Origin of the sequence: Microbacterium sp. RU33B, from assembly GCF_900155915.1 — a bacterium.
Classification (GTDB): domain Bacteria; phylum Actinomycetota; class Actinomycetes; order Actinomycetales; family Microbacteriaceae; genus Microbacterium.
In genome coordinates, this window is the sequence record NZ_FTPO01000003.1 from 234,274 (window position 1) to 256,373 (window position 22,100).

General features: G+C 69.9%; 16 protein-coding genes. 6 read left to right on the top strand and 10 right to left on the bottom strand.

Annotated features, from left to right (window positions below):
• Position 1: 1 nt before the first annotated feature.
• The 4 genes from purH to B0B14_RS14515 all read left to right on the top strand — a co-directional run bounded on the left by purH (position 2) and on the right by B0B14_RS14515 (position 6,495).
• Positions 2–1,609 carry a bifunctional phosphoribosylaminoimidazolecarboxamide formyltransferase/IMP cyclohydrolase gene (gene purH, locus B0B14_RS14500; RefSeq protein ID WP_076683142.1) on the top strand — a complete coding sequence of 536 codons (1,608 nt, stop codon included), beginning with the start codon at positions 2–4 and terminating at the stop codon, positions 1,607–1,609.
• Positions 1,610–1,650: 41 nt separating this feature from the next.
• Positions 1,651–2,571, top strand: a complete 921-nt coding sequence (locus tag B0B14_RS14505; protein WP_076683144.1) for a DNA-3-methyladenine glycosylase family protein — start codon at positions 1,651–1,653, stop codon at positions 2,569–2,571.
• Between the two features lie 295 nt (positions 2,572–2,866).
• A complete protein-coding gene (locus B0B14_RS14510; RefSeq protein WP_076683146.1) occupies positions 2,867–4,681 on the top strand; it encodes an ABC transporter ATP-binding protein in 1,815 nt (604 codons plus the stop codon).
• On the top strand, positions 4,678–6,495 hold the full coding sequence (locus B0B14_RS14515) for an ABC transporter ATP-binding protein (protein ID WP_076683148.1): 1,818 nt from the start codon (positions 4,678–4,680) through the stop codon (positions 6,493–6,495). Before B0B14_RS14510 ends, B0B14_RS14515 begins: the two co-directional genes overlap by 4 nt.
• 127 nt (positions 6,496–6,622) lie before the next feature.
• On the opposite strand, the gene B0B14_RS14520 is transcribed toward B0B14_RS14515, so the two are convergent.
• The 10 genes from B0B14_RS14520 to B0B14_RS14565 form a co-directional block, all read right to left on the bottom strand.
• Positions 6,623–7,489, bottom strand: a complete 867-nt coding sequence (locus tag B0B14_RS14520) for an endonuclease domain-containing protein (protein WP_076683150.1) — start codon at positions 7,487–7,489, stop codon at positions 6,623–6,625.
• A gap of 319 nt (positions 7,490–7,808) precedes the next feature.
• Positions 7,809–8,261: a GNAT family N-acetyltransferase gene (locus tag B0B14_RS14525; protein WP_076683152.1), complete on the bottom strand. Its 453-nt coding sequence runs from the start codon at positions 8,259–8,261 to the stop codon at positions 7,809–7,811.
• 56 nt (positions 8,262–8,317) lie between these two features.
• Entirely contained in the window at positions 8,318–10,117 is a 1,800-nt protein-coding gene (locus B0B14_RS14530) for an ABC transporter ATP-binding protein (protein ID WP_306169508.1), read from the bottom strand.
• Positions 10,114–12,102, bottom strand: a complete 1,989-nt coding sequence (locus B0B14_RS14535) for a beta-galactosidase (protein ID WP_076683154.1) — start codon at positions 12,100–12,102, stop codon at positions 10,114–10,116. The genes B0B14_RS14530 and B0B14_RS14535 overlap by 4 nt, the downstream gene beginning before the upstream one ends.
• Positions 12,099–13,025, bottom strand: a complete 927-nt coding sequence (locus tag B0B14_RS14540) for an N-acetylglucosamine kinase (protein WP_143733737.1) — start codon at positions 13,023–13,025, stop codon at positions 12,099–12,101. The genes B0B14_RS14535 and B0B14_RS14540 overlap by 4 nt, the downstream gene beginning before the upstream one ends.
• Positions 13,022–13,969 carry a glycoside hydrolase family 113 gene (locus B0B14_RS14545; RefSeq protein WP_076683156.1) on the bottom strand — a complete coding sequence of 316 codons (948 nt, stop codon included), beginning with the start codon at positions 13,967–13,969 and terminating at the stop codon, positions 13,022–13,024. The genes B0B14_RS14540 and B0B14_RS14545 overlap by 4 nt, the downstream gene beginning before the upstream one ends.
• A 26-nt stretch (positions 13,970–13,995) precedes the next feature.
• The gene (locus B0B14_RS14550) at positions 13,996–16,509 is read right to left on the bottom strand and encodes a glycoside hydrolase family 2 protein (RefSeq protein WP_076683159.1); all 2,514 of its coding nucleotides are present in this window, start codon (positions 16,507–16,509) and stop codon (positions 13,996–13,998) included.
• Entirely contained in the window at positions 16,506–17,384 is an 879-nt protein-coding gene (locus B0B14_RS14555; RefSeq protein ID WP_076683161.1) for a carbohydrate ABC transporter permease, read from the bottom strand. The genes B0B14_RS14550 and B0B14_RS14555 overlap by 4 nt, the downstream gene beginning before the upstream one ends.
• On the bottom strand, positions 17,381–18,382 hold the full coding sequence (locus B0B14_RS14560; protein WP_076683163.1) for a carbohydrate ABC transporter permease: 1,002 nt from the start codon (positions 18,380–18,382) through the stop codon (positions 17,381–17,383). Before B0B14_RS14560 ends, B0B14_RS14555 begins: the two co-directional genes overlap by 4 nt.
• A gap of 26 nt (positions 18,383–18,408) precedes the next feature.
• On the bottom strand, positions 18,409–19,725 hold the full coding sequence (locus B0B14_RS14565) for an ABC transporter substrate-binding protein (RefSeq protein ID WP_076683165.1): 1,317 nt from the start codon (positions 19,723–19,725) through the stop codon (positions 18,409–18,411).
• A 287-nt stretch (positions 19,726–20,012) separates the two neighbouring features.
• On the opposite strand from B0B14_RS14565, the gene B0B14_RS14570 reads away from it, so the two are divergent.
• Together B0B14_RS14570 and B0B14_RS14575 are read left to right on the top strand one after the other, a co-directional pair.
• A complete protein-coding gene (locus B0B14_RS14570) occupies positions 20,013–21,080 on the top strand; it encodes a LacI family DNA-binding transcriptional regulator (protein WP_076683167.1) in 1,068 nt (355 codons plus the stop codon).
• Positions 21,081–21,095: 15 nt separating this feature from the next.
• Positions 21,096–22,076 carry an acetylxylan esterase gene (locus B0B14_RS14575; RefSeq protein ID WP_076683169.1) on the top strand — a complete coding sequence of 327 codons (981 nt, stop codon included), beginning with the start codon at positions 21,096–21,098 and terminating at the stop codon, positions 22,074–22,076.
• Positions 22,077–22,100: the final 24 nt, after the last annotated feature.

The following is a 22,100-nucleotide window of genomic DNA, read 5'->3' on the forward strand; positions in this document are numbered from 1 at the left end:
CATGGCCGGACCGAGCCACGACCCGTCCCTGTACCGCGACCGCGACAGCGTCCCCATCAAGCGGGCGCTCGTCTCGGTCAGCGACAAGTCCGACCTCCTGGGACTGGGCCAGGCGCTCGCCGCCGCGGGGGTCGAGATCGTCTCCACCGGCGGGTCGGCAGCGCTCCTCCGCGAGTCGGGCCTCACGGTCGTCGACGTCGCCGACGTCACGGGCTTCCCGGAGTCGCTCGACGGCCGCGTGAAGACCCTGCACCCCGGCGTGCACGCCGGCCTCCTCGCCGACCTCCGCCTCGAAGACCACGAGCGCCAGCTCGCCGACCTCCAGATCGCGCCGTTCGAGCTCGTCGTGGTCAACCTCTACCCGTTCGTCGAGACGGTCGCCTCCGGCGCCGCGGCCGACGACATCGTCGAGCAGATCGACATCGGCGGCCCGGCGATGGTGCGCGCGTCGGCGAAGAACTTCGCCAACGTCGCGATCGTGGTCTCGCCCGAGTCGTACCCCGCGATCATCGAGTCGCTCGGCACCGGCGGCACGACGCTCGCCCAGCGTCGCGAGCTGGCCGCCCGCGCCTTCGCCCACACCGCGAACTACGACCGGGCCGTCGCGACGTGGTTCGCCGACGGCACCCTCGCCGAGGGCGAGGACCTGCCCCAGCACCTCACCATCAAGGCCGAGCGCCAGGCGACGCTGCGATACGGCGAGAACTCGCACCAGCGGGCCGCGATCTACACCCGCACCGGCGGTCACGGCATCGCGCAGGCGACCCAGCTGCAGGGCAAGGAGATGTCGTACAACAACTACGTCGACGCGGATGCCGCCCTTCGCGCCGCGTTCGACATGGTGCTCCCCGCCGTCGCCATCATCAAGCACGCCAACCCGTGCGGCATCGCCGTCACCGCCCCGAACGCGCTCGACCCGATCGCCAGCGCCCACCTGCGTGCGCACGAGTGCGATCCCGTCTCGGCGTACGGCGGCGTGATCGCCACGAACGGCACCGTGACGCTCAAGATGGCCGAGAACCTCCGCGACATCTTCACCGAGGTGATCGTGGCGCCGGCCTTCGAGCGCGAGGCGCTCGAGGTCTTCAAGCTCAAGAAGAACCTCCGGGTCCTCCAGCTCCCCGCCGACTGGCAGCAGGAGCGCATGGACGTCCGGCTCGTCTCGGGAGGCCTCCTGCTGCAGGACGCCGACCGGTTCCCGGACGAAATCGCCACGGTCGCGAAGGACTGGCAGCTCGTCACCGGCGAGCGCCCGAGCGACGAGGAGATGACGAACCTCATCTTCGCGTGGAAGGCGTGCCGCGCGGTCAAGTCCAACGCCATCGTGCTCGCGAAGAACTCCGCGACCGTCGGCATCGGCATGGGCCAGGTCAACCGCGTCGACTCGTGCCGCCTCGCCGTCGAGCGCGCGGGGGACCGCGCGGCGGGCTCGGCCGCGGCATCCGACGCCTTCTTCCCCTTCGCCGACGGCCCGCAGGTGCTGCTGGATGCCGGGATCACCGCGATCGTGCAGCCCGGCGGATCGGTCCGCGACGCCGAGGTCATCGAGGCGGCGCAGGCCGCGGGCGTCACGATGTTCTTCACGGGGGAGCGTCACTTCTTCCACTGAGCACGGCAGCGACTGTCGCAGGTCCGTGCGAGGGTGGCGGGATGCTGACACCGGGAGTCGAGCTCGACATCGCGCTCGCGCATCGCGAGCCCATCGACCTCGACGGGCTGTTCGCATGGATGGTCGCGCGCGCGATCCCCGGCGTGGAGGTCGCCACCCCGGAGCGCTATGCCCGGGCCCTGCGCCTCGACGGCGGCCCGGCGTGGTTCGAGCTCACACGCGCACCGGCGGGAGGACTCCGGCTGCGTGCGCGCGCCGCCACCTCGGCCGATCTCGTCGAGGTGGAGGTCAGGGCTCGGCGCCTGTTCGATCTCGACCACGATCCGCTCGAGGTCGACGAGGCGCTCGCCCAGCACCTCGAACTCGCCCCTCTCGTCGCCGCGATGCCCGGCATCCGCGTTCCAGGCGCCGCAGACCCGCATGAGATGCTCGTGCGGGCGATGGTGGGGCAGCAGATCACGGTCGCCGCCGCGCGCACGGCGCTCGCGGCCCTGACGGAGGCGCTGGGGGAGCGCATCCCCGAGGTGGAGGGCACCGACCGGCTCTTCCCGACGATGGAGGCGATCGCGGCGCACGGCCACGACGTGCTGCGCGGCCCCGCCGCCCGCGTTCGGGCGCTCATCGGAGCGGCCGGCAGTCTCGCAGACGGATCGCTGACGCTCACGAACGCCGATGAGGGGGCGCAGCAGCGCGCGGCCCTGCTCGCGATGCCCGGAATCGGGCCGTGGACCGCCGACTACGTGCGCATGCGCGTGCTCGGAGACACCGATGTCACGCTTCCGGGAGACGTCGTCGTGCGGGCGGGAGCCGCCGCGATCGGCATCCCCGCCGATCCGAAGGGCTTCGCCACGTGGGCGGAGCGCACGTCGCCCTGGCGGAGCTATCTCACGGCCCATCTGTGGCGCGCAGCCCCCGTACGTCCGCGTACACGGGGCTTGCGCCCCGCAGTCTCACAGACATAGTCTGGAGGGCTGTCGCGTCGCCTCCGGGAGACCTTCGACCGCGTCACACCACGAACCAGGAGGTTGCCATGTACCAGGCCATCGTCATCGCCACGAAGCCGGCAGCCGTCCTCGCCCCGTTCGGGCGCACGACGCGCGAGGGATGATCCGAGGGGTCCACTCCCGGACGGCATAGTTCCGTCCGCTCCCGCGTTCTCCCCGTCGAGGCCCCCGGCCTTCGCAGGCTCCTCCGCGCGCCGTCACCACTTCTCCGTCTCGCCGCTGTGCGGCATCCGCTCCACCCTCCTCAAGGATCATGACCACGTCATCCACCGAGAGACTCTCCACTCTCCGGGCACTCGCCCGCCTCCTCCCGTTCGCCAAGCCGGTCCTCCCACGACTCGCCCTCGGCGCCCTCAGCGCGCTCGTCGCGAGTCTGCTGGCCCTGGCGATCCCGCTCGTGCTCGAGGCGGTCATCGCCGGCCCGATCGCGTCGGGCGACCAGACCCTGCTCGTCTGGGGCGCGGTCGCGATCCTCGGGCTCGGCCTCGCGGAGGCCGTCATGGTGTGGCTCCGGCGCTGGTTCGTGCTCGGTCCCGCGACGATGGTGGAGTACGAGATCCGCACGTCGTTCTACGCGCGCCTGCAGCGTCTCCCCGTGGCCTTCCACGACAAGTGGCAGTCCGGTCAGCTGCTCAGCCGCATGATGCAGGACATCAGCATGCTGCGCCGGTGGATGGCGTTCGGCCTCGTGCTGCTCGTCGTGAACGTCCTGACGATCGTCGTCGGCGCGGTGCTGCTGTTCCGCTGGCACTGGCTGCTGGGTACGACCTTCCTCGTCGTGTCGATCCCGCTGTGGTTCGCCGGTTCCCGGTTCGAGAAGCGCTACGGCACCCTCGCGCGTCAGAGCCAGGACCAGGCCGGCGACCTCGCCACCTCGGTCGAGGAGAGCGTGCACGGCATCCGTGTGCTCAAGGCGTTCGGTCGCGGCAAGCACGCGCTGCAGAAGTTCACGCGCCAGGCCGAGACGCTGCGCGAGACCGAGCTCAGCAAGGCGCGCGCGGTCGGTCTGATCTGGTTCTGGCTCGTCCTCCTGCCCGACATCGCCTTCGCACTGTGCCTCGGCGTCGGGATCTACCTGACCGCCGCCTCGCAGCTCCAGCCCTCCGAGCTCGCCGCGTTCTTCGTCATGGCGACCGTGCTGCGCTGGCCGATGGAGTCGATCGGCTTCCTGTTCTCGTTCATGCTCGACGCGCGCACCGCCACCGACCGCCTCTTCGAGGTGTTCGACGAGGAGAACACGATCGTCGATCCGGCGGAGCCCGTGTCGATCGCGCAGCCCCGGGGGGAGCTCGTGTTCGAGGACGTGCACTTCCGCTACCCGGATGCCGCGGCATCCGAACGCGACCTCATCAACGGGGTCGACCTGGCACTCCGCTCGGGCGAGACGATGGCCCTCGTGGGGCTCACCGGCTGCGGCAAGACGACCCTCACGACGCTGCCCACGCGTCTGTACGACGTCACCGGCGGTCGCGTGATGCTCGACGGCGTCGACGTGCGCGACCTGAGTCTGAGCGAGCTGCGCGGTCACATCGGCATGGCGTTCGAGGATTCGACCCTGTTCTCGCAGACCGTGCGGGAGAACGTGCTGCTCGGGCGGGAAGACCTCGAGCCCGGGAGCGCCGAGGCGGAGCGCGTCATGCGCGAGGCGCTCGCCGTGGCGCAGGCCTCCTTCGTCGAGGATCTCCCCGACGGCGTCGACACCGTCATCGGCGAGGAGGGCCTGTCGCTCTCGGGCGGTCAGCGCCAGCGCCTCGCTCTGGCCCGCGCCGTGGCGGCCCGCCCCGCGGTGCTCGTGCTCGACGACCCGCTCTCGGCGCTCGACGTCGAGACGGAGACCTTGGTCGAAGACGCGCTGCGCGACATCATGCGCGACACGACGTCGCTCGTGGTGGCCCATCGCCCGTCGACGGTCATGCTCGCCGACCGCGTCGCGCTCATGGAGGGCGGTCGCATCACGGCCGTCGGGACGCACTCCGAGCTGCTGCGCACGAACGACCACTACCGGCACGTGATCTCGAGCCTCGAGGTCGAGCAAGCCCGCATGCGGGAGAGGGAGGTGAACCTGTGAGCACCGCGACTGTCTCCGGAACGAGCGGCGAGGACCGCTCGGACTACACGCGCGACGAGAGCCGCGCCATCCGCCGTCGTTCGCTGCGCCTGCTGGGCTCGCTCGCCTCTCCGGTGCGCTGGCAGCTCGTGCTCGCCGCCGTCGTGCTCGTCGTGTCGACCGCCCTGCGGGTCGTCGGGCCTGCGCTGATCGCGTACGGCATCGACACGGCCCTCCCGGCCGCGGTCGAACGCATGGACTGGATGCCGACCATCGGCGTCGTCGTGGTGTACCTGCTCACGGGCATCGGCGGTGCCGGTCTCATCGGCTGGTACGTCGTCGTCGCCGCCCGCCTCACGCAGGCGATCATGCTCGAGCTGCGCAAGCGCATCTTCGTGCACACGCAGCGCCTCAGCCTGGAGTTCCACGAGTCCTACACGTCGGGACGGATCATCTCGCGTCAGACGAGCGACCTCGACACGATCCGCGAGCTCCTCGACGGCGGCCTCAACGAGCTCGTCTCCGGCGTGCTCTTCGGGCTCTTCACGCTCATCATGCTGTACCTGCTCGACTGGCAGTCCGGCCTCATCCTGACCGCGGCCGGGATCCCGCTGTACTTCCTGATGCGGTGGTTCTACCTCAGCTCGCAGACGGTGTACCGCGAGTCGCGAGTCGTGAGTGCGAAGGTCATCGTCAAGTTCGTCGAGACGATGACGGGCATCCGCGCCGTCAAAGCGTTCCGCAAGGAGCAGCGCGACGACGAGGAGTTCGGCGACCTCGCCCTCCAGTACCGCGACGTGAACGTCCGCTCGATCCGGCTGTTCGGCACGTTCGAGCCGGGGCTCATGGCCACGGCGTCGCTGGCGCTCGCCCTCATCGTGCTGTGGGGCGGCATCCGCATCGCCGACGGCTCGCTCATGGTCGGCGTGCTGCTGGGCGCAGTCATCTACGTGCGCAACTTCTTCTCTCCGATGCAGGAGGTGGCGTTCTTCCTCAACTCGTACCAGTCCGCCACGGCCGCGCTCGAGAAGGTGTCGGGCGTGCTCGAGGAGCGGCCGACGGTGCCGGATCCCACGCAGCCGGTCGACCTCTGGGCGGCGAAGGGGCACGTCGAGTTCCGCGACGTGACGTTCGGATACGCCGAGGGGCGCACGATCCTCCCGCACTTCTCGCTCGACATCCCCGCAGGTCAGACGATCGCGCTCGTCGGAACGACGGGGGCGGGCAAGTCGACGCTCGCCAAGCTCGTGTCGCGGTTCTACGACCCGTCGCGCGGCTCGGTGTCGCTCGACGGCGTCGACCTGCGCCTGTTGCACCCGAAGGACCTCCGCCGCGCGATCGTCATGGTGACGCAGGAGGCCTACCTGTTCAGCGGCACGGTCGCCGACAACATCGCGCTCGGCAAGCCCGACGCGACGCTGGAGGAGATCAAGGCCGCGGCCCGCGCGGTGGGGGCGGATGCCTTCATCGAGGCTCTGCCCGACGGCTACGCCACAGACGTCAACAAGCGCGGCGGCCGGGTCTCGGCGGGGCAGCGTCAGCTGATCTCGTTCGCCCGGGCGTTCCTCGCCGATCCCGCCGTGCTGATCCTCGACGAGGCGACTGCCTCTCTCGACATCCCGTCGGAGCGTCAGATCCAGGATGCCCTGCAGACGCTCCTCGCCGACCGCACGGCGATCATCATCGCGCACCGCCTCTCGACGGTCGCGATCGCCGATCGCGTGCTCGTGATGGAGCACGGCGACATCATCGAGGACGACACCCCCGAGGCGCTCATCAGCGGCACGGGCAAATTCGCCCAGCTGCACGCGGCCTGGCGAGAGTCGCTCGTCTAGCCCCGGCATCGCGCGATCGCATCCGAATATCGGAGATTCGCACGATCCTCGGAGCTGTGGAAGGGATTCCTCCGAGTTTCGAGTGATTGTCCGAATTTCGGATGCCTCGGGCAGCGGTGCTCAGGTGTCACGCGAGGTGCGCGCCCATCGCGACCGCTCGCGCGAGCACCCGCTCCACAGCGGGCCAGTCGTGGACCACCTGCGCGTAGGTGAATCGCAGAACCGTGTAGCCGCGCAGCGTGAGCTCGGCGTCGAGAGCGACGTCGCGGGAGCGCTGGGTCGCGCTCGAATGGAATGCGTAGCCGTCGATCTGAACCGCGAGACGGGTGCCGATCAGGAAGTCGATGTGATGCCCGGCGATCATGACCTGATGCACGATGGTCAGCTGCCAGCGGAACAAACGAGTAACGAAGATCGTCTCCAGGCCCGAGTCGGACAGACCCCGCACGGCGTCGGCGCAAGCACGGGCGGGCAGCGAGTTCCAGCGGACCCGCCGGAGGGCCTCGACATCCAGCCGCTCGCTGCGCACCGCCGACTCCCAGACGACGAGTGCGTCTTCGGGTGGGAGGCACACGGCGACGTGCGCCAGGGTGTCTTCGACCGACTCCAGCAATCCGTATCCGGGCGGAGGGGCGATCGCCCTGGTCCAATGGACCATCGGTGGCGTGTCCGTGTCGGTGGGGGGCATGACGGGTGATGCGCCGTGAGGATCGACGTGAAGGTGCAGCTCAGCGGAAGCCGTCTCGGGAATCCACCAGCGACGCCGGCGCGCGGCGGAGACACAGGCCAACCGTCCTCCGCTCAGCGCGGCGGCGCGCAGATCAGGCGGCGCGGCATCCGTCGCCAGCCAGTTCCGTCGTAGGCGTGCGACCTGCTCGGCGCGTACGGCGGCCCGCTGCGCCGCGATCGTGAAACCCGCCGCGAGGGCAGCCTGCCGATGCGCGATGCCCCCGCTGGCTGAGATCCAGCCGGGGAGGGAGAGGTGCGTCCGCATCGCTCGATGATCCCCCATGAGCCGCGCGCGCTGACCGGCATCTGGCCTCCCGTGCACAACCACTGTTCGTCCGCGCGTGGGGAGGACGCGCGACGCCTCGGGAAGTCGGAGTTTCGCACGAATTTCGGATGTCGAGCTGCTCTCGATCCGAGAACTGTGCGATTCTCCGAAATCGAGGCGAGGGTCGAGACCGCGCCGAACCCGCGCTGCCACACCGAAGGCGACGAGGCCTCGGTGGGGGAGGGGAATCCGAGGCCCCGCCGCCGGATCGAGTGGGCCGCGAGCGGCCGATCAGCTGCGCTTCGCGTCCCCAGGTCCGCTAGAGGCGGATCTCCGCGATGACCTCACCGTACTCGGTCTCTCCCACCGGCGTGAAGCCCACCCGCTGGAAGAAGGCCCCGGGGCCGTCGTCGCCCGCTTCGTAGATGACGTCGACGTGGTCTTTGCCGCGGCTCTTGGCCTCGTCGAGAAGACTGCTGACCGCGAAGCGGCCGACGCCGCGGCCCTGGTCGTCGGCGTCGACGTTGATGCGCCACAGCACGGAGCGGAAATGCTCCTGCGGGGCATCGTCGTCGAAGTTCGCGCTGACGAACCCGACGACCTCGTCGCCGTCGAGGACGACGCGCTGCCAGGCCGTCACGGGGTTCGCGACGGTGCCGGCGAGGGCGTACGAGACGGGGGCGAGGTACTGCTCCTGCCCGGGCTTGAGTGACAGATTGTTGACCGCGACGATCGTCGCGGCGGACAGTTCGACCAGTCGCAGTTCACCCATAGCGCCCAGGGTATCCCGGAATCCGGACCTCTGCCCGCTGTCCGCGGCCGGGACAATCACGATCCGGCCTGGAGCAGGGCCAGCCGCGAGTACAGGCCACCGGCGGCGGTGAGCTCGGCGTGCGACCCGGTCTCCACGACGCGCCCGTCCTCGACCACGACGATGAGATCGGCCCCGCGCACGGTCGACAGTCGGTGTGCGACGATCAGCGTCGTGCGTCCGCGGCGGGCGCGGTCGAGGGCCTCGGTGACGCGGGCTTCGGAGTGCGCGTCGAGGGCGCTCGTGGCCTCGTCGAGCACGAGGATGCGGGGGTCGCGGATGAGCGCCCGCGCGATCGCCAGGCGCTGCCGCTGGCCGCCGGACAGCCGGGAGCCCCGCTCGCCGACGACGGTGTCGAGCCCGTCCGGCGAGCCCGCGACGATGTCGAGCGCATTGGCCTCGGCGAGGGCGGCGAACACGTCGACGTCGGTGACGTCCGGGGCTCCGTAGGCGACGTTCTCGCGCACGGAGCCGGCGAGCAGCACCGTCTCCTGCGGCACGATCGACACGAAGCGCCGGAGCGACCGCAGATCGAGCTCGGCCAGATCGCGGCCGTCGACGCGCACGACTCCGGACTCCGGGCGCACGAACCCCAGCACGGTGTTCAGGATCGTCGACTTGCCCGATCCTGACGGGCCGACGAAGGCGACGGTCTGCCCGGCGGCGATCTCCAGGTCGACGCCGTCGAGGGCGGGATGCTCGTCGCCGGCGTAGCGCACCACGACGTGCTCGAGCCGAAGGTCTCCCCGGACGCGGGTGACCTCCGCCTTGCCGCGGCTGTCCTCCACGTCGAGCTCTTCGGCGACGTCGGCGATCGAGCGCATCGCGTCCATCCCGCGTGTGAAGATCGGCGCCGCGTTCATCAGCATCACGATGGCGTTCGTCAGCATCCCGAAGTAGGTGCTGAGCAGCACGACCTGACCGGGGGTGATCGGCACGATGCCGCTCACGGCGAGCGTCGCCGCACCGACGAGGCAGAGGAGCCCCAGCACCTGGTACGAGATCCACGAGAGCGCGCCGAACCGGCCGTTGAGCACGTCGAGGTCGCGTCCGGCTCGTCGCACGGAGTCGGCGCGCTCGGCGATCCGTGCCGTGGCGACGTCTTCCAGCCCGTGGCCGCGGGTGATCGGCATGAGCGCGGCCATCTCGCTCACGTGGGCCGAGAGCTGCTCGACCTCGAGCCGGAACGCCTCGTTGCGGGTGGCCGCGCGGCGGCGGATGTACACGATGAGGGATGCCGCGATGGGGATCGCGACTGCGAAGACGCCGACGAAGAGCGGAACGGTCAGCGCCGTGATGAGCACCGCCCCGACGAGCGTCGACAGCGCCGAGACGACCGTGGGGAACAGCTGCGCGAGCATGAGCTCGAGGTTCTCGACGTCGCGCACGATCTTCGTCTGCACGATCGAGGCGCTCTGCCTGTTGTGGAAGCCGAGCGAGAGTCGCTGCAGCCTGGCGGCGAGCCCGGCGCGCACCGTGTAGGCGAGACTGCGGTTCGCCGTGCTCGTGAGGTGGACGACGATCATGTTGAACGGGTAGTTCAGGGCGAGCACGGCGACGGCGACGAGCGCCCACCACCCGATGTTCGTCACCGGGCCGCCGGCGACGACGATGTCGATGATCGCCGCGGTGACGGGCGGGAGCACCCAGACCGCGCTGTCCTTGATGACGAAGGCGCCGACGGCGAGCGACATGCCGATGCGGTGGGGGCGCAGCATCCGCAGCAGCGAGCGCAGCGGCTGCGACCGCCGCATGCTCGCGGTCAGGAGGCCCTCGGGATCGACGAGCGAGATCCGACCCGTGCGCGGAGCGCTCACGACGTCGCATCCTCGCGCACCACCGCGACGGCCCCGGCGGCGAGGGTGATGTCGCCCTCCACACGGTCGCCGGAGACGAGGTCGACGCCGACGGCGGGCACGCGGGCAGGGGCTGCGGAGTGGTTGATCAGGAAGAGCCAGGATGCCCCGTCGCCGACGCGCCGCACCGCCTCGACGCCGTCGAGCACCGGGACGGCGGCGCCGACGCCGGAGGCGGACACGACGGCGCCCACGAGATCGTCGAAGCCCTCGACGACGAGGCCGGACACGTACCAGGCCGAACCGTCGCCCACGTTGCGGCGGGTGATCGCGGGCCATCCGGCGAGCACGCCGGAGGCGTAGCGGTCGACCACCTCGGCGTCGACGACCCGCAGCCGCTCCGCCCAGTCGGCGACGACCGCCCCCGAGCTGAGGGTGACGGCATCGCCCTCCTGCAGCGGGTGGAGCTCTTCGCCGAACACGCCCAGCAGCGCACGGAAGGCTGCGGGATACCCGCCGACACGCACGCGGTTCTCCTCGTCGACGATGCCCGACAGAGGCCCGATGACGACCGTCGCACCGCGCGTCGCGGCATCCGCGATGGAATCCGCGACGGCATCCGACACGGCGTACATGCCGGGCACGATGAGCAGCTCATAGGCCATGAGATCCGCCTGCGGCGCCACGACGTCGGGAACGAGGCCCCGTGCCGACAGTGCTTCGTGCCAGCGTCGGCTCTCCGCCTCGATCGGCAGGCCGGGGAGCGGAGGCTGCGCCTCCTCCCAGGCCCACTTCGCGGGGATGTCGGCGACGATCGCGGTGCGCGTGGGGGCGACGAGACTTCCCGCGACCTCACCGAGGCGGTCCACGAGGCTCCCCAGCGCCACCACGTCGCGCCAGTGCCGCGTGTCGGTGCCGGCGTGAGGCACCATCCCCGAGTGGAACTGCTCGACCCCGGCGGCGGAGGCCCGCCACTGGAAGAAGAGGGCTCCGTCGGATCCGTGCGCGATGTGCTGCAGGCTGTGGCGTGCCATCTCGCCCGGCGCCTTCGGGGTGTTGCGCGGCTGCCAGTTCACCGCGGATGCCGCGTGCTCCATGAGCAGCCAGGGCGCCGAACGGTCGAGCCCTCGGGCGCGCGAGGCGACGAAGGCGATCTCGCGCTCACGGTGCGGGTCGGCGGCCTGCGCGTAGTGATCGATCGCGACGACGTCGAGGTCGTCTGTCCACTGGGCGTAGTCCGCGACGCTGCCGCCGACCGCGAGCATGAGGTTCGTAGTGATGGGCTGCGTCGCGCCGGCCGAGCGGAGGGCGTCGCGCTCGCGGCGGAACTGTCCGAGCAGCTCATCGGAGGCGAAGCGGTCGTAGGCGAGGAGCAGAGACGGGTTCGTGCCCGACTCGCTCGCCAGCGGCGCGCTGACGTCGTCGAACGAGCGGTACCGCAGGCCCCAGAAGGCCGTGCCCCACGCGCGGTTCAGCGCATCGATGGTGCCGTGGCGCGCGCGACACCAGGCGCGGAACGCCGCGCTGGACTCCTCGCAGTAGCAGAGGCGGTTGCCGCCGCCGAACTCGTTGCCCACGTGCCACATCGAGACGGCGGGATGCCGTGCGTACCGTTCGCCCAGCCGACGTGCGATGCGGGTGGAGTACTCGTGCCACGTCGGGTGGCTCGCGCACCAGCCCAGGCGCCCGCCCGCATGGAAGCGGATCCCGCGGCGATCGACCGGGATGATCTCGGGGTGGGCCCGGTGGAGCCAGGTCGGGGGAGCGGCGGTCGGGGTGGCGAGGTATATGCCGATTCCGGCATGGGCCAGCATCCCGATGATGCGGTCGAACCAGTCCCAGTCCCAGACGTCGTCGTCGACTTCGAGGAAGCCCCAGGCGAACACCCCGAGGGTGACCGTGGTGACGTGCGCATCGCGCATGAGGGCGATGTCCTCACTCCAGACATCCTCGTCCCACTGCTCGGGGTTGTAGTCGCCGCCGAAGAGCAGGCGCCGGCCCGTCATGCCGTGCCGGCCCGCTGCACTGCCGTGGTGAGCGGATGCGTCGGAGCCAGGTCGGCGAGCGCCACGACCCCGTCGATCCCGGCCCCCCGCGGCGCCACGATCTCGACGTCGGAGCGCCCGGCGGTGAGCTCCTCGGCGAACGCAGCGCGCAGCGCGCTCGAGCGGAACACACCGCCGATCGCGCACACGGCGAACACCTCGTCGTCGGCGCGCACCCGGCCGATCGCCGTCGACGCGCTGGTCGCGAGCTCGGCCGCGGCGCGACGCGTGATCGCGAGCGAGACCTCGTCGCCGTCGGCCGCCAGCACGGCGACGTCGGCCGCGAATCCGGCGACGATGCGCACGCGGTTCTCGTCGGCCTGCAGCGCCATGTAGGCCTGCGAGAGATCGGGCCACGTGGCCCGAACGATGTCGGTCAGGCCCGTGGCCGGTCCACGGCCGTCGTACGCGCGCATCACGGCGTCGAGGGCCTCGCGTCCGATCCAGTAGCCGCTTCCGGCGTCGCCCATGATGTAGCCCCAGCCGTCGACGCGCGAGATCTCGTGCGGTCCGACGGCGAGGGTCACGACCCCGGTGCCGGCTGCGACGACGGCGCCGTGACGGTCGCCCAGCGCGCCGAGGAACGACGTCGTGGAGTCGTGCGCGAGCGTCACCCCCCGCAGGCCCGTGTCGTGCACGAGTGACAGGAGCGCCGAGGCATCCGCATCCCGCGCCGTGAGCCCGGAGATGCCGGCGGAGAGGATCTCGGGTGTCGCGTGCGTGCGCTCGAGCGAGGCGCGCACGACGGCGGCCAACTGGGGGAGGAGTGACTCGTGCGTGTCGATGCCGTGGAACACGAGGTCGTCGCGGCCTCCCGGCGTCTGGAGGCGCACCTTCATGCCCGTCTGGCCCGCGTCGATCGCGAGCACGCTCCTCGGGGTCACGACTGCTCCTCGGCTCGTGCGCGGGGGCGTCCTGCTCCCAGCGCGGAATAGGTGGTGCGCAGGAATGCTCCCGCGGGCTTGCCGTACGGGCAATAGTCGTCGTTCGTCTCCGCGTCGGCGAGGTCGTAGAGGCGCGGCGGCCAGTCCCACAGGAACCACCCTCCGACCCACGGGCGGCGCGCGCACGCGGCGAACATGTCCTCGTACCAGGCGAGCTGCGCGGCACCCGAGGGGTCGCCCGGCAGGCTCCAGTCGTTCGGGATCGCCGGCGAGCCCTCCCGCGACGGGCATCCGGCCTCGAGGAACACGAAGGGCTTCCCGTGCGCCTCGACGACGCGCTCGATGCGGTCGAGGTGCTCCTCCCACGTGCCGAGGGGGTAGTAGCCGCTCGACGAGATGACGTCGACGGCGTCCCACCACGTGACGTGGTCTTCCTGGTACTTGTCGCAGTTGTACGTCACGAGGCCCGAGTACACCGCCCGCACGTCGGCGATGAGCGCTCGCCAGTGCGCATCCTGCCCGTCGGCGCGCACCATCTCGCAGCCGATGCAGAGCATCTCGCCGCCCTCGGCCTCGGCGATCCGGGCCGAGTGCAGGATGAACGCGCGGTACGCCGCGAACCACTGCGTCCAGCTGGGCTCGTTCGCCACATCCCAGTCGAAGAAGCCGATGTGCGCGCGCCATGTTCCGTCGGCGACGTTCACGACGGGTTTCAGGCACACTTTCATGCCGAGAGCGCGCGCCTCGCGGATCGCCCATACGACCTCATCGTCGGTCACGGTCGGAGCGTCGCCGTACGGGATGTCTGTGGAGAACGCGGTCGCCTGCAGGGCGGCGTATGAGATCGCCGTCCACGTCACGGCGTGATCGGCCATCTTCGCCATCGAGTCCGCGGCTCCGGGCGTCGCCCAGGTGCCTCGCACTCCGGTCCACCCCCACGTCATCCCGCATACGGGTGCGTCGAGGGCGCTCACGAGGTCACCAGCTGGTTCGCGCTGCGCAGCACCCGCGGATCGGCGAGCGACGACGCATCCAGTTCGCCGTCGTGGTGCACGAGGACGCGCACCGACTCGCCGGGGAGCAGAGTCAGGAGTCCGTCCTCGGCGTGCGCCGTGGGGTGCACCTTGTCCACGAGCAGGGCGACGTCGCGGGTCAGCACGCGGGCCGAGATCGTGACCTCCGTGCCGCCGGGCACGGCCGTCGTGGTCAGCGCGAGGTCGTGCGCGGGCAGAGCGGAGTCGCGCGGCTCGGCGAAGAACCAGAACCCGCGGACTCCGGATGCCTCGGCCACGAGCAGCTCGCCCGCCGCATCGCCCGCGGCGGCGACGCCCGCCTCGATCGGCACGACGAGCGTGCTGCGCGGCGCCACCGAGACCTCGACGACGATGCCCGCGAGGGCCCGCCCGTCGAACGACAGGCGCCGGATCTCGAGCCGGCCGCTCCACGTGTCGCCGGTGTCGTTGCCCAGGACGACGGCCAGGCCGCCGTCGCGGGGCTGGACCGTGATCACCCGGGGCGCGAACGCGTTGCGCAGTGCGTGGTACAGCGGCTTCGCCCGCTCGGCGCCGTCGATCGCCGCCCACGAGGTCACGGGCCAGCAGTCGTTGAGCTGCCACACGATGGCGCCCATCGTGTGCGGCGCCCATGAGCGGAAGTGGTCGAGAGCGGCTCCGACCGCGTTCGCCTGGTTCAGCTGCATCGCCCAGTGCCAGGTCTCCATGTCGTCGGGCAGGCGGAAGTGCGGCAGCAGGCCGTTGGTGAGCTTGACGTTCCCCTCCATCGCCTTCTGGTGCACGATCATGCCCGGCGATTCGGGCGTCAGCGGGTCGTCGTCGAGCGACTCCGTCAGCGTCGTCCACGTCGGGGGGCCCTGCCAGCCGAACTCTGCGACGAAGCGCGGCGTGTGCTCGCGGTAGGTCGTCCAGTCGCGGTCGTTCCACTGGCGCCAGAGGTGCACGGTGCCCGAGCCCGGATCGAGGGGGTGCGGCCCTGTCTGGGTGCCGCTCGGCGCGTCGGCCGACAGAGTGGGGTCCCAGCCCATGCCGGCACTGAACGGGCTGCCGGGGATGTACGGCACGTGCGGTGCGAGCTCGGAGATCAGGGCGGGGAACAGTTCGTAGTAGTAGTGCGCGCCCCACGTCCTGCCGTCGAGTCGGCGCTGCCAGCCCCAATCGGCGAACCCCTCGAGCGTCTCGTTGTTGCCGGTCATCAGCACGAGCGAGGGGTGGGAGGCCAGGCGCACGATGTTCTCGCGCGCCTCGGCCTCGACCTCCGAGCGCAGCGGCTCCTCCTCGGGGTAGGCCGCGCACGCGAAGAGGAAGTCCTGCCAGGTCAGCAGGCCCAGCTCGTCGGCCAGGTCGTAGAAGTCGTCGGATTCGTAGAGCCCTCCGCCCCACACCCGGATGAGGTTCAGGTTCGCGTCCAGGGCCTGGCGGAAGCGGCGCTCCACGCGGGCGCGGTCGACGCGCACGGGCAGGGCGTCGTCGGGGATCCAGTTGACGCCCTTCACGAAGACGGGCTGGTCGTTGACGACGAGCGTGAACGCGTTGCCGGCGGCATCCGGGCTCTGATCCCACTCGACGGTGCGGAACCCGACCGCGCGGTGCGTCGCGTCGATCACGTCGTCCGCATGGAGGCGCACGTCGACGACGTAGCGCACCGGCTCGCCGTAGCCGACGGGCCACCAGCGCTCGACTACTGCGAGGTCGAGACGCACGCGCGCGCGGTCGCCGTCGACGTGCACGGCCGCGCTGGGCAGAGCATCCGCGTCGAGACCGGGGCCGTTCGCGGCGAGCGACACCGACACGTCGGCGTCCGAGGCATCCCGTTCGATCACGACGTCGACCTCGACGAACCCTCCGTCGCCCTCGGGCGTGGCGGTCACCCGCACCTCGGCGAGTCGGGCGCCCGACCACGACTCGATGCGCACGGGCTGCCACGGACCGCTCGTGAACGTCGCGATGCCCCAGTCCCAGCCGAAGTTGCAGGCCGACTTGCGGATCGCCTCGTACGGCAGGGGATACGGGCGTGGGCGGGCGCCGAGGGCGAGGCTCTGCGTGTTCGCGTACGGCACGGGCGCGGAGAACGCGATCTCGAGCTCGTTGTCGCCGTCGACCAGCAGAGCTCCGACATCGAAGCGGTACGAGCGGTGCTGGTTGGCGGTCTCGCCGAGCAGCGTTCCGTTCAGCCGCACCGCGGCGACGGTGTCGAGTCCCTCGAACACGAGGTCCTGGCGTGTGCGGCCGTCGGGTTCCCACGTGAACGTTGTGCGGTAGGTCCAGTCCACCAAGCCGATCCACGCCACGGCGGCTTCGTTCACCCCGTGGAAGGGATCGGGGATGAGTCCGGCGGCGAGGAGATCGACGTGCACCGTGCCCGGAACCGTCGCCGGAACGACGGCGGATGCGATCTCGGCGGGAGCCGGACCCGCGGCGGCGCGCACGGTCCATCCGTCGTGAAGCGTGCGGGTGGAGAGAGAGGTCACTTGACGGCTCCTGCGGTGAGGCCCTTGTAGATCCAGCGCTGCAGCAGCAGGAACACGATCAGCGTCGGGATGATCACGACGATCGTGCCCGCGGCGATCACCTCCCACTGCGCCCCGAACGGACCCTTGAATCGGAAGAGGGACGTCGAGATGAGTCCCTCGGACGGCAGATAGAGGAACGGGGCGTAGAACTCGTTGTAGATCGCGATGCCCTTGATGATCACGACGGTCGCGATGGCGGGCTTGAGGAGGGGAAGTACGATGCGCCAGTAGATCGTCCAGCGGTTCGCTCCGTCGATCATCGCGGCCTCGTCGAGCGAGATCGGGATGCCCTGCATGAACTGGATGAACAGGTAGATCGCGATGATGTCGGTGCCCATGAAGAGCAGGATCAGCGCGGCCTTCGTGTCGTACAGGCCGAGACCGTTCACGAGCTGGAACGTCGCCACCTGCGTCGTGACGCCGGGGATGAGCGTGGCCAGGAGGAACAGGCCGAACACGAGCTTCTTGCCGCGGAACGCGAAGCGATCGAGGGCGTAGGCGGCCATCGTGCCGAGGAAGATCGTGCCGACGATCGAGACGGCGAGCACGATCGTGGTGTTGAAGAACCCCTCCAGCATCTTGCCGCTGGTGAAGGCCGTGACGAAGTTGTCGAAGTTGAGCCAGTCCGACGGCGGGTCGAACGGTCCGGTCTGCGCGTACTCGGTCTTGGTCTTGAGGCTCGCGAACAGCAGCACCGAGAGCGGCAGGAGGGTCACGATCGCGGCGATGACGAGGCTGACGTACTTCGCCGTCGTGGCGGTCATGCCGCCCAGGCGCTCGCCGACCGAGCGGCCCTTCGCGACGCGGCGCGGGGGCAGGGACGTGGCGGTCATGTCAGATCCACCTTCTCGTCGGGGAAGACTTTTCGCTGGATCACGGTCACGATCAGCACGATCGCCAGCAGCACGACGGCCATCGCCGACGCGAGCCCGACCTGCCGGAAGCTGAAGGCGGTCTGCAGCGTCTGGATCACGAACGTCGCCGATCCGTTCGCGCCGCCGGTCATGATGAAGGGCACTTCGAACACCGACAGGCTTCCGGCGATCGCGAGGATGAACGACAGTCCGATGATGCGACGGATGCCGGGGAAGATGATCGCCCAGAACTGCTGCCACCTGTTGGCGCCGTCGAGCTCCGCCGCTTCGTACAGCTCGTGCGGGATCGACTGGATCGCACCGAGGAACAGCACGAAGTTGAGGCCGGTGTAGCGCCACACGGAAGTGCCGGCGAGCGACCAGTTGACGATGTCGGGGTTGCCCAGCCACTGGGGCGGCTCGGCCACGCCGAACCACGCCAGCACGGTGTCGAGGGTGCCGCCCGGCTGGAAGAGGTAGAGGAAGACGAAGCCGACCGCGACGCCGTTGATGAGGTACGGGAAGAACAGGATGCCCCGGAAGAGGCTCGAGAACCGCGTCGAGAAGCTGAGGATCGCCGCGAAGTAGAGGGCGATCGCCATCTGCACGAACGACGCGACGAAGTAGTACAGGCTCACCCAGAACACGCTGAAGATGCGCGGATCGGTGAACACCTGGATGTAGTTGTCGAGTCCGACGAAGTTCTTCGTCAGGTCGATGCCGTCCCAGTCGGTGACGCTGTAATAGAACAGGTTCAGCGCCGGCCAGTAGGTGAACAGCAGGAGGAGCCCGACGGCTCCGGCCAGGAAGAGCCAGGGGGTCAGCTTCTGCAGGAACGAGCGTCCTGCTGTCCCGCGTGCTCCTCGGCCGGAGCGGCCGGCTGCGCGGCGGAAACCGCGCAGCCGACCGGCCCGGACGGGTGCAGACAGGACCGCAGGGGCATCCGCGGGTGCGGATCCGGGTGCTGCGATCGCCATCGTTCGCGTCCTTTCGTCGTACGTGATCAGCCGGCGAGCTTCGCGGCGGAAGCGCCCCAGCGTTCGTTGAGCTCGGCGAAGTAGCTCTCCTTGTCGCCGTCGGCGGCGCCGCGGGCGATGTCGACGAGCTTCTGACGGTAGATCGGGCCGTAGAGGTCGATCTGCGAGTCGTCGGCGATCGAGTTGATCAGACCCTCCTTGCCCGCGGGGGCGGGGTTGATCTCCATGAGCTCGACACCGGCGTCGGTGAAGCCGGCGAGGTTCGGCGGGAGCTCCTTGTCGAGCACCGGCGAGATCATGCCCTGGGCCTCGGTGTAGCCCGAGTCCTCCACGACCCACTGGATCCACGCCCACGCTGCCGCCTTGGAGGCGGAGTGCTTGCTGACGGCCAGGTTGTAGTCGCCGCCGATGACCGCGAACTGCGTGCCGTCGACGTTGGCCGGGAAGGCCATGTAGCCGATGTCGTCGGCCGAGCCGCCGTTCTCCTCCGCCGCGGCCTGCATCTGCGAGATCGCCCACGAGCCGAGGGGCATCGTCGCGATCTTGCCCGTGCCGAGATCGACCTTGGACTGCTCCCAGTTCGTGGTGAGCGGGTCGGGCTCGGTGAGGCCCGCAGCGACGGTGTCGTACAGCAGCGAGTCGATCGCGTAGACATCCGTGCCCTCGGTCCACGGTGCCGGGTCTTCGGCCATCGTGATCGGCGCGTCGGGGTCGTCGGTCACGACGCCCAGGTTGCCGAAGCTCTGGGTGAGGGGCCAGCCGTCCTTGTAGTTCGTGTACATCGGGATCGCGTCGGTGTTGTCGGCGACCTTCTGAAGTGCGTCGAGCCACTCGTCCTCGGTCGTGGGCAGCGTGGTGACCCCGGCCTCTTCGAAGACCTTCTTGTTGTAGACGATGCCGTTCGCGTTGCCGCCGAACGCGATGCCGTACTGCGTGCCGTCGAAGCTCGCGGCCGGCAGGAAGCGGTACGTGTCGGCGAAGTCGGCCGTCTCGCCCAGAGGCTCGAGGAACTGCTCGAACTGGTCGGGCTTGATGGCGGGGATGCCGATCACGTCGCCGTAGTTGGTGGTCGACATCCGGGTGAGCATCTCGCCTGCGTAGTCGGTGATGCCCTCGAACGTGACATTCACGTCGGGGTACTTCTTGTTGAACTCCTCGGCGTACTTGTCGAAGGTGCCGTCCTCGACGAGATCGGTGCGCCAGGTGACGACCTTGATGTCGCCCGTCACCTCGCCGTCGATCGTGTTGGAGGCGTCGCCGCCCCCGCCGCCGCCGGAGCATCCGGCGAGTGCGACACCCGCGACGGCGAGCACCGCCAGGCCTGCGAGTCGTGTGCGTGCCATGTTCTTTCTCCTTGTCAGGTTCACCCTTGAAACCGCTACGCGCCGCGCCTGCTCCATCGTCGAGGGGGGCCCGCGCGGCCCACAGTAACCCCGCTCGTAGCGGCTTGACAAGGCCCCGATGTCAACGCTGTCTGACCCTGTCCGATGACTCCCAGATTCGATGAAAATCGGCTTGGACTGGGCTTTATATTCTCGATTCCCCGTCAATCGATCGCCAGATGTCTCGCGAATGTCCTACGTCGTCATTTCGACGATCCGCTGGTATTCTGAGCGTGACAGGAGGACCGATGACGGTTCAACAGCGCGCGACGCTCGATGACGTCGCCCGACTCGCGGGAGTCAGCTCGAAGACGGTGTCGCGCGTCTTCACGCAGCGCGAGCTCGTGGCCCCCCAGACGGTGGAGCGTGTTCTGGGCGCAGCGAAGCGCCTGCGGTTCCGACCCAACACGCTGGCGCAGGGCCTGCGGCGCGGAGGCGGCACCAAGACGGTGGGCTTCATCATCGGCGAGCTGAGCAACCCCTTCTACTACAAGGTCGCGGCGGGTCTCGAGAAGGAGCTGTCGGCGCACGGGTACAGCCTCGTCGTGGCCACGACCGACGACACCGAGGAGGGCGAGGGCCGCGTCGCCGACGCCCTGCTCGCTCAGCGCGTCGGGGCGCTGCTGCTCGTGCCCGTGGGTGAGGACCAGTCCTACCTCGAGGGCGAGCGACAGCTGGGCACCCCCGTGATCTCGATCGACCGTCCGGCGCGCAACCTCGCAGCCGACTCGATCGTGCTGGAGAACCGGACCGCCGTCCTCGAGGCGACGAGGCGTCTGGTGAGGCTCGGTCATCGCCGCGTGGCCTACGTCTGCAACCCGGCATCCGTCTACACTCAGGTGGAGCGCCTCGGCGGCTACCGCCAGGCCATGGCCGAGGGAGGGGTGGCAGACACCTCCGCGTGGGAGGTGCTGCGCGACGACCTGTCGCTGCCCGCGCTCGACCTCATGCGCGAGCTCATGGACACGCCGCTCCCGCCGACCGCGATCATCACGGGCAACAACCGCATGACGATCGGCGCGCTGCAGGCCCTCCGCGAGCGCGGCGACGACGGACGCACGGCACTGATCGGCTTCGACGACTTCGACACCGCGGACGTGCTGGGGGTGTCGGTGATCTCCTACGACCCGCTCGAGCTCGGGCGGCGGGCCGGACGCCTCGCCATCGAGCGCATCGCCGACCCGTCCGGCTTCATCCAGCAGATCACCCTGCCCACCTGGATCATCGAACGCGGCACGGGCGAGCGCCTGCCCGCGCCGGAGGCCGGAGCGGATCCGACCCTGATCGCCCCCGCCCGGGGCATCCCGCACACCTGAGAAGAAGGAGAAGCCGTGCCGCGTTTCGATCTGCCCCTGGAGCAGCTGCGCACCTACCGACCCGAGGTGGCCGAGCCGGCCGACTTCGACGCGTTCTGGGCCGAGACCCTCGCGCAGTCCCGTGCGCTGGCAGCACCCACGCGCATCGTCCGGATCGACTCGCCGCTCACCCTCGTCGACGTGCACGACCTGACGTTCACGGGCTTCGGGGGAGACGAGGTGCGCGCGTGGTACCTCGCGCCCGCCGGGGCATCCGGTCCGCTCCCGACGATCGTGGAGTACAACGGCTACGGCGGCGGCCGCGGCCTCCCGCACGAGCGCATCCAGTGGGCGACGAGCGGGTACGCATACGTCTTCATGGACACGCGCGGACAGGGGAGCGTCTGGGGCACCGGCGGGGCGACCGCGGATCCGCACGGCACGGGGCCGTCGGCCCCCGGCTTCATGACGCGGGGCATCGACGACCCCCGCGGCTACTACTACCGACGCGTCTTCACCGACGCCGTGCGGCTCATCGACGAGGTGCGCGGGCTCGAACTCGTCGATCCGGAGCGGGTGCTCGTGACGGGCGGGAGCCAGGGTGGCGGCATCGCGCTCGCCGCGGCGGGCCTGTGCGAGGGGCTCCGGGGAGTGATGGCGGATGTCCCGTTCCTCTGCCACTTCGAGCGCGCCGTCGGTCTCACCGAGGCCTACCCCTACCAGGAGATCGTGCAGTACCTGTCGGTGCACCGCGATCTCGTCGCCCAGACGTTCCGCACGCTGTCGTACTTCGACGGCGTCAACTTCGCCCGGCGGGCGACGGCACCGGCGCTCATCAGCACAGCGCTGCACGATCAGGTCTGCCCGCCGTCGACGGTCTTCGCGGCCGCGAACCACTACGGCGCAGACGTCCAGGTCGAGGTGTTCCCCTTCAATCAGCACGAGGGCGGGCAGGGCTTCCAGTGGGAGGCCCAGGCCCGGTGGGCACGCGATCTGCTCGATGCCGAAATATCTTGACGTCGAGATACTTTCACCGGTGCG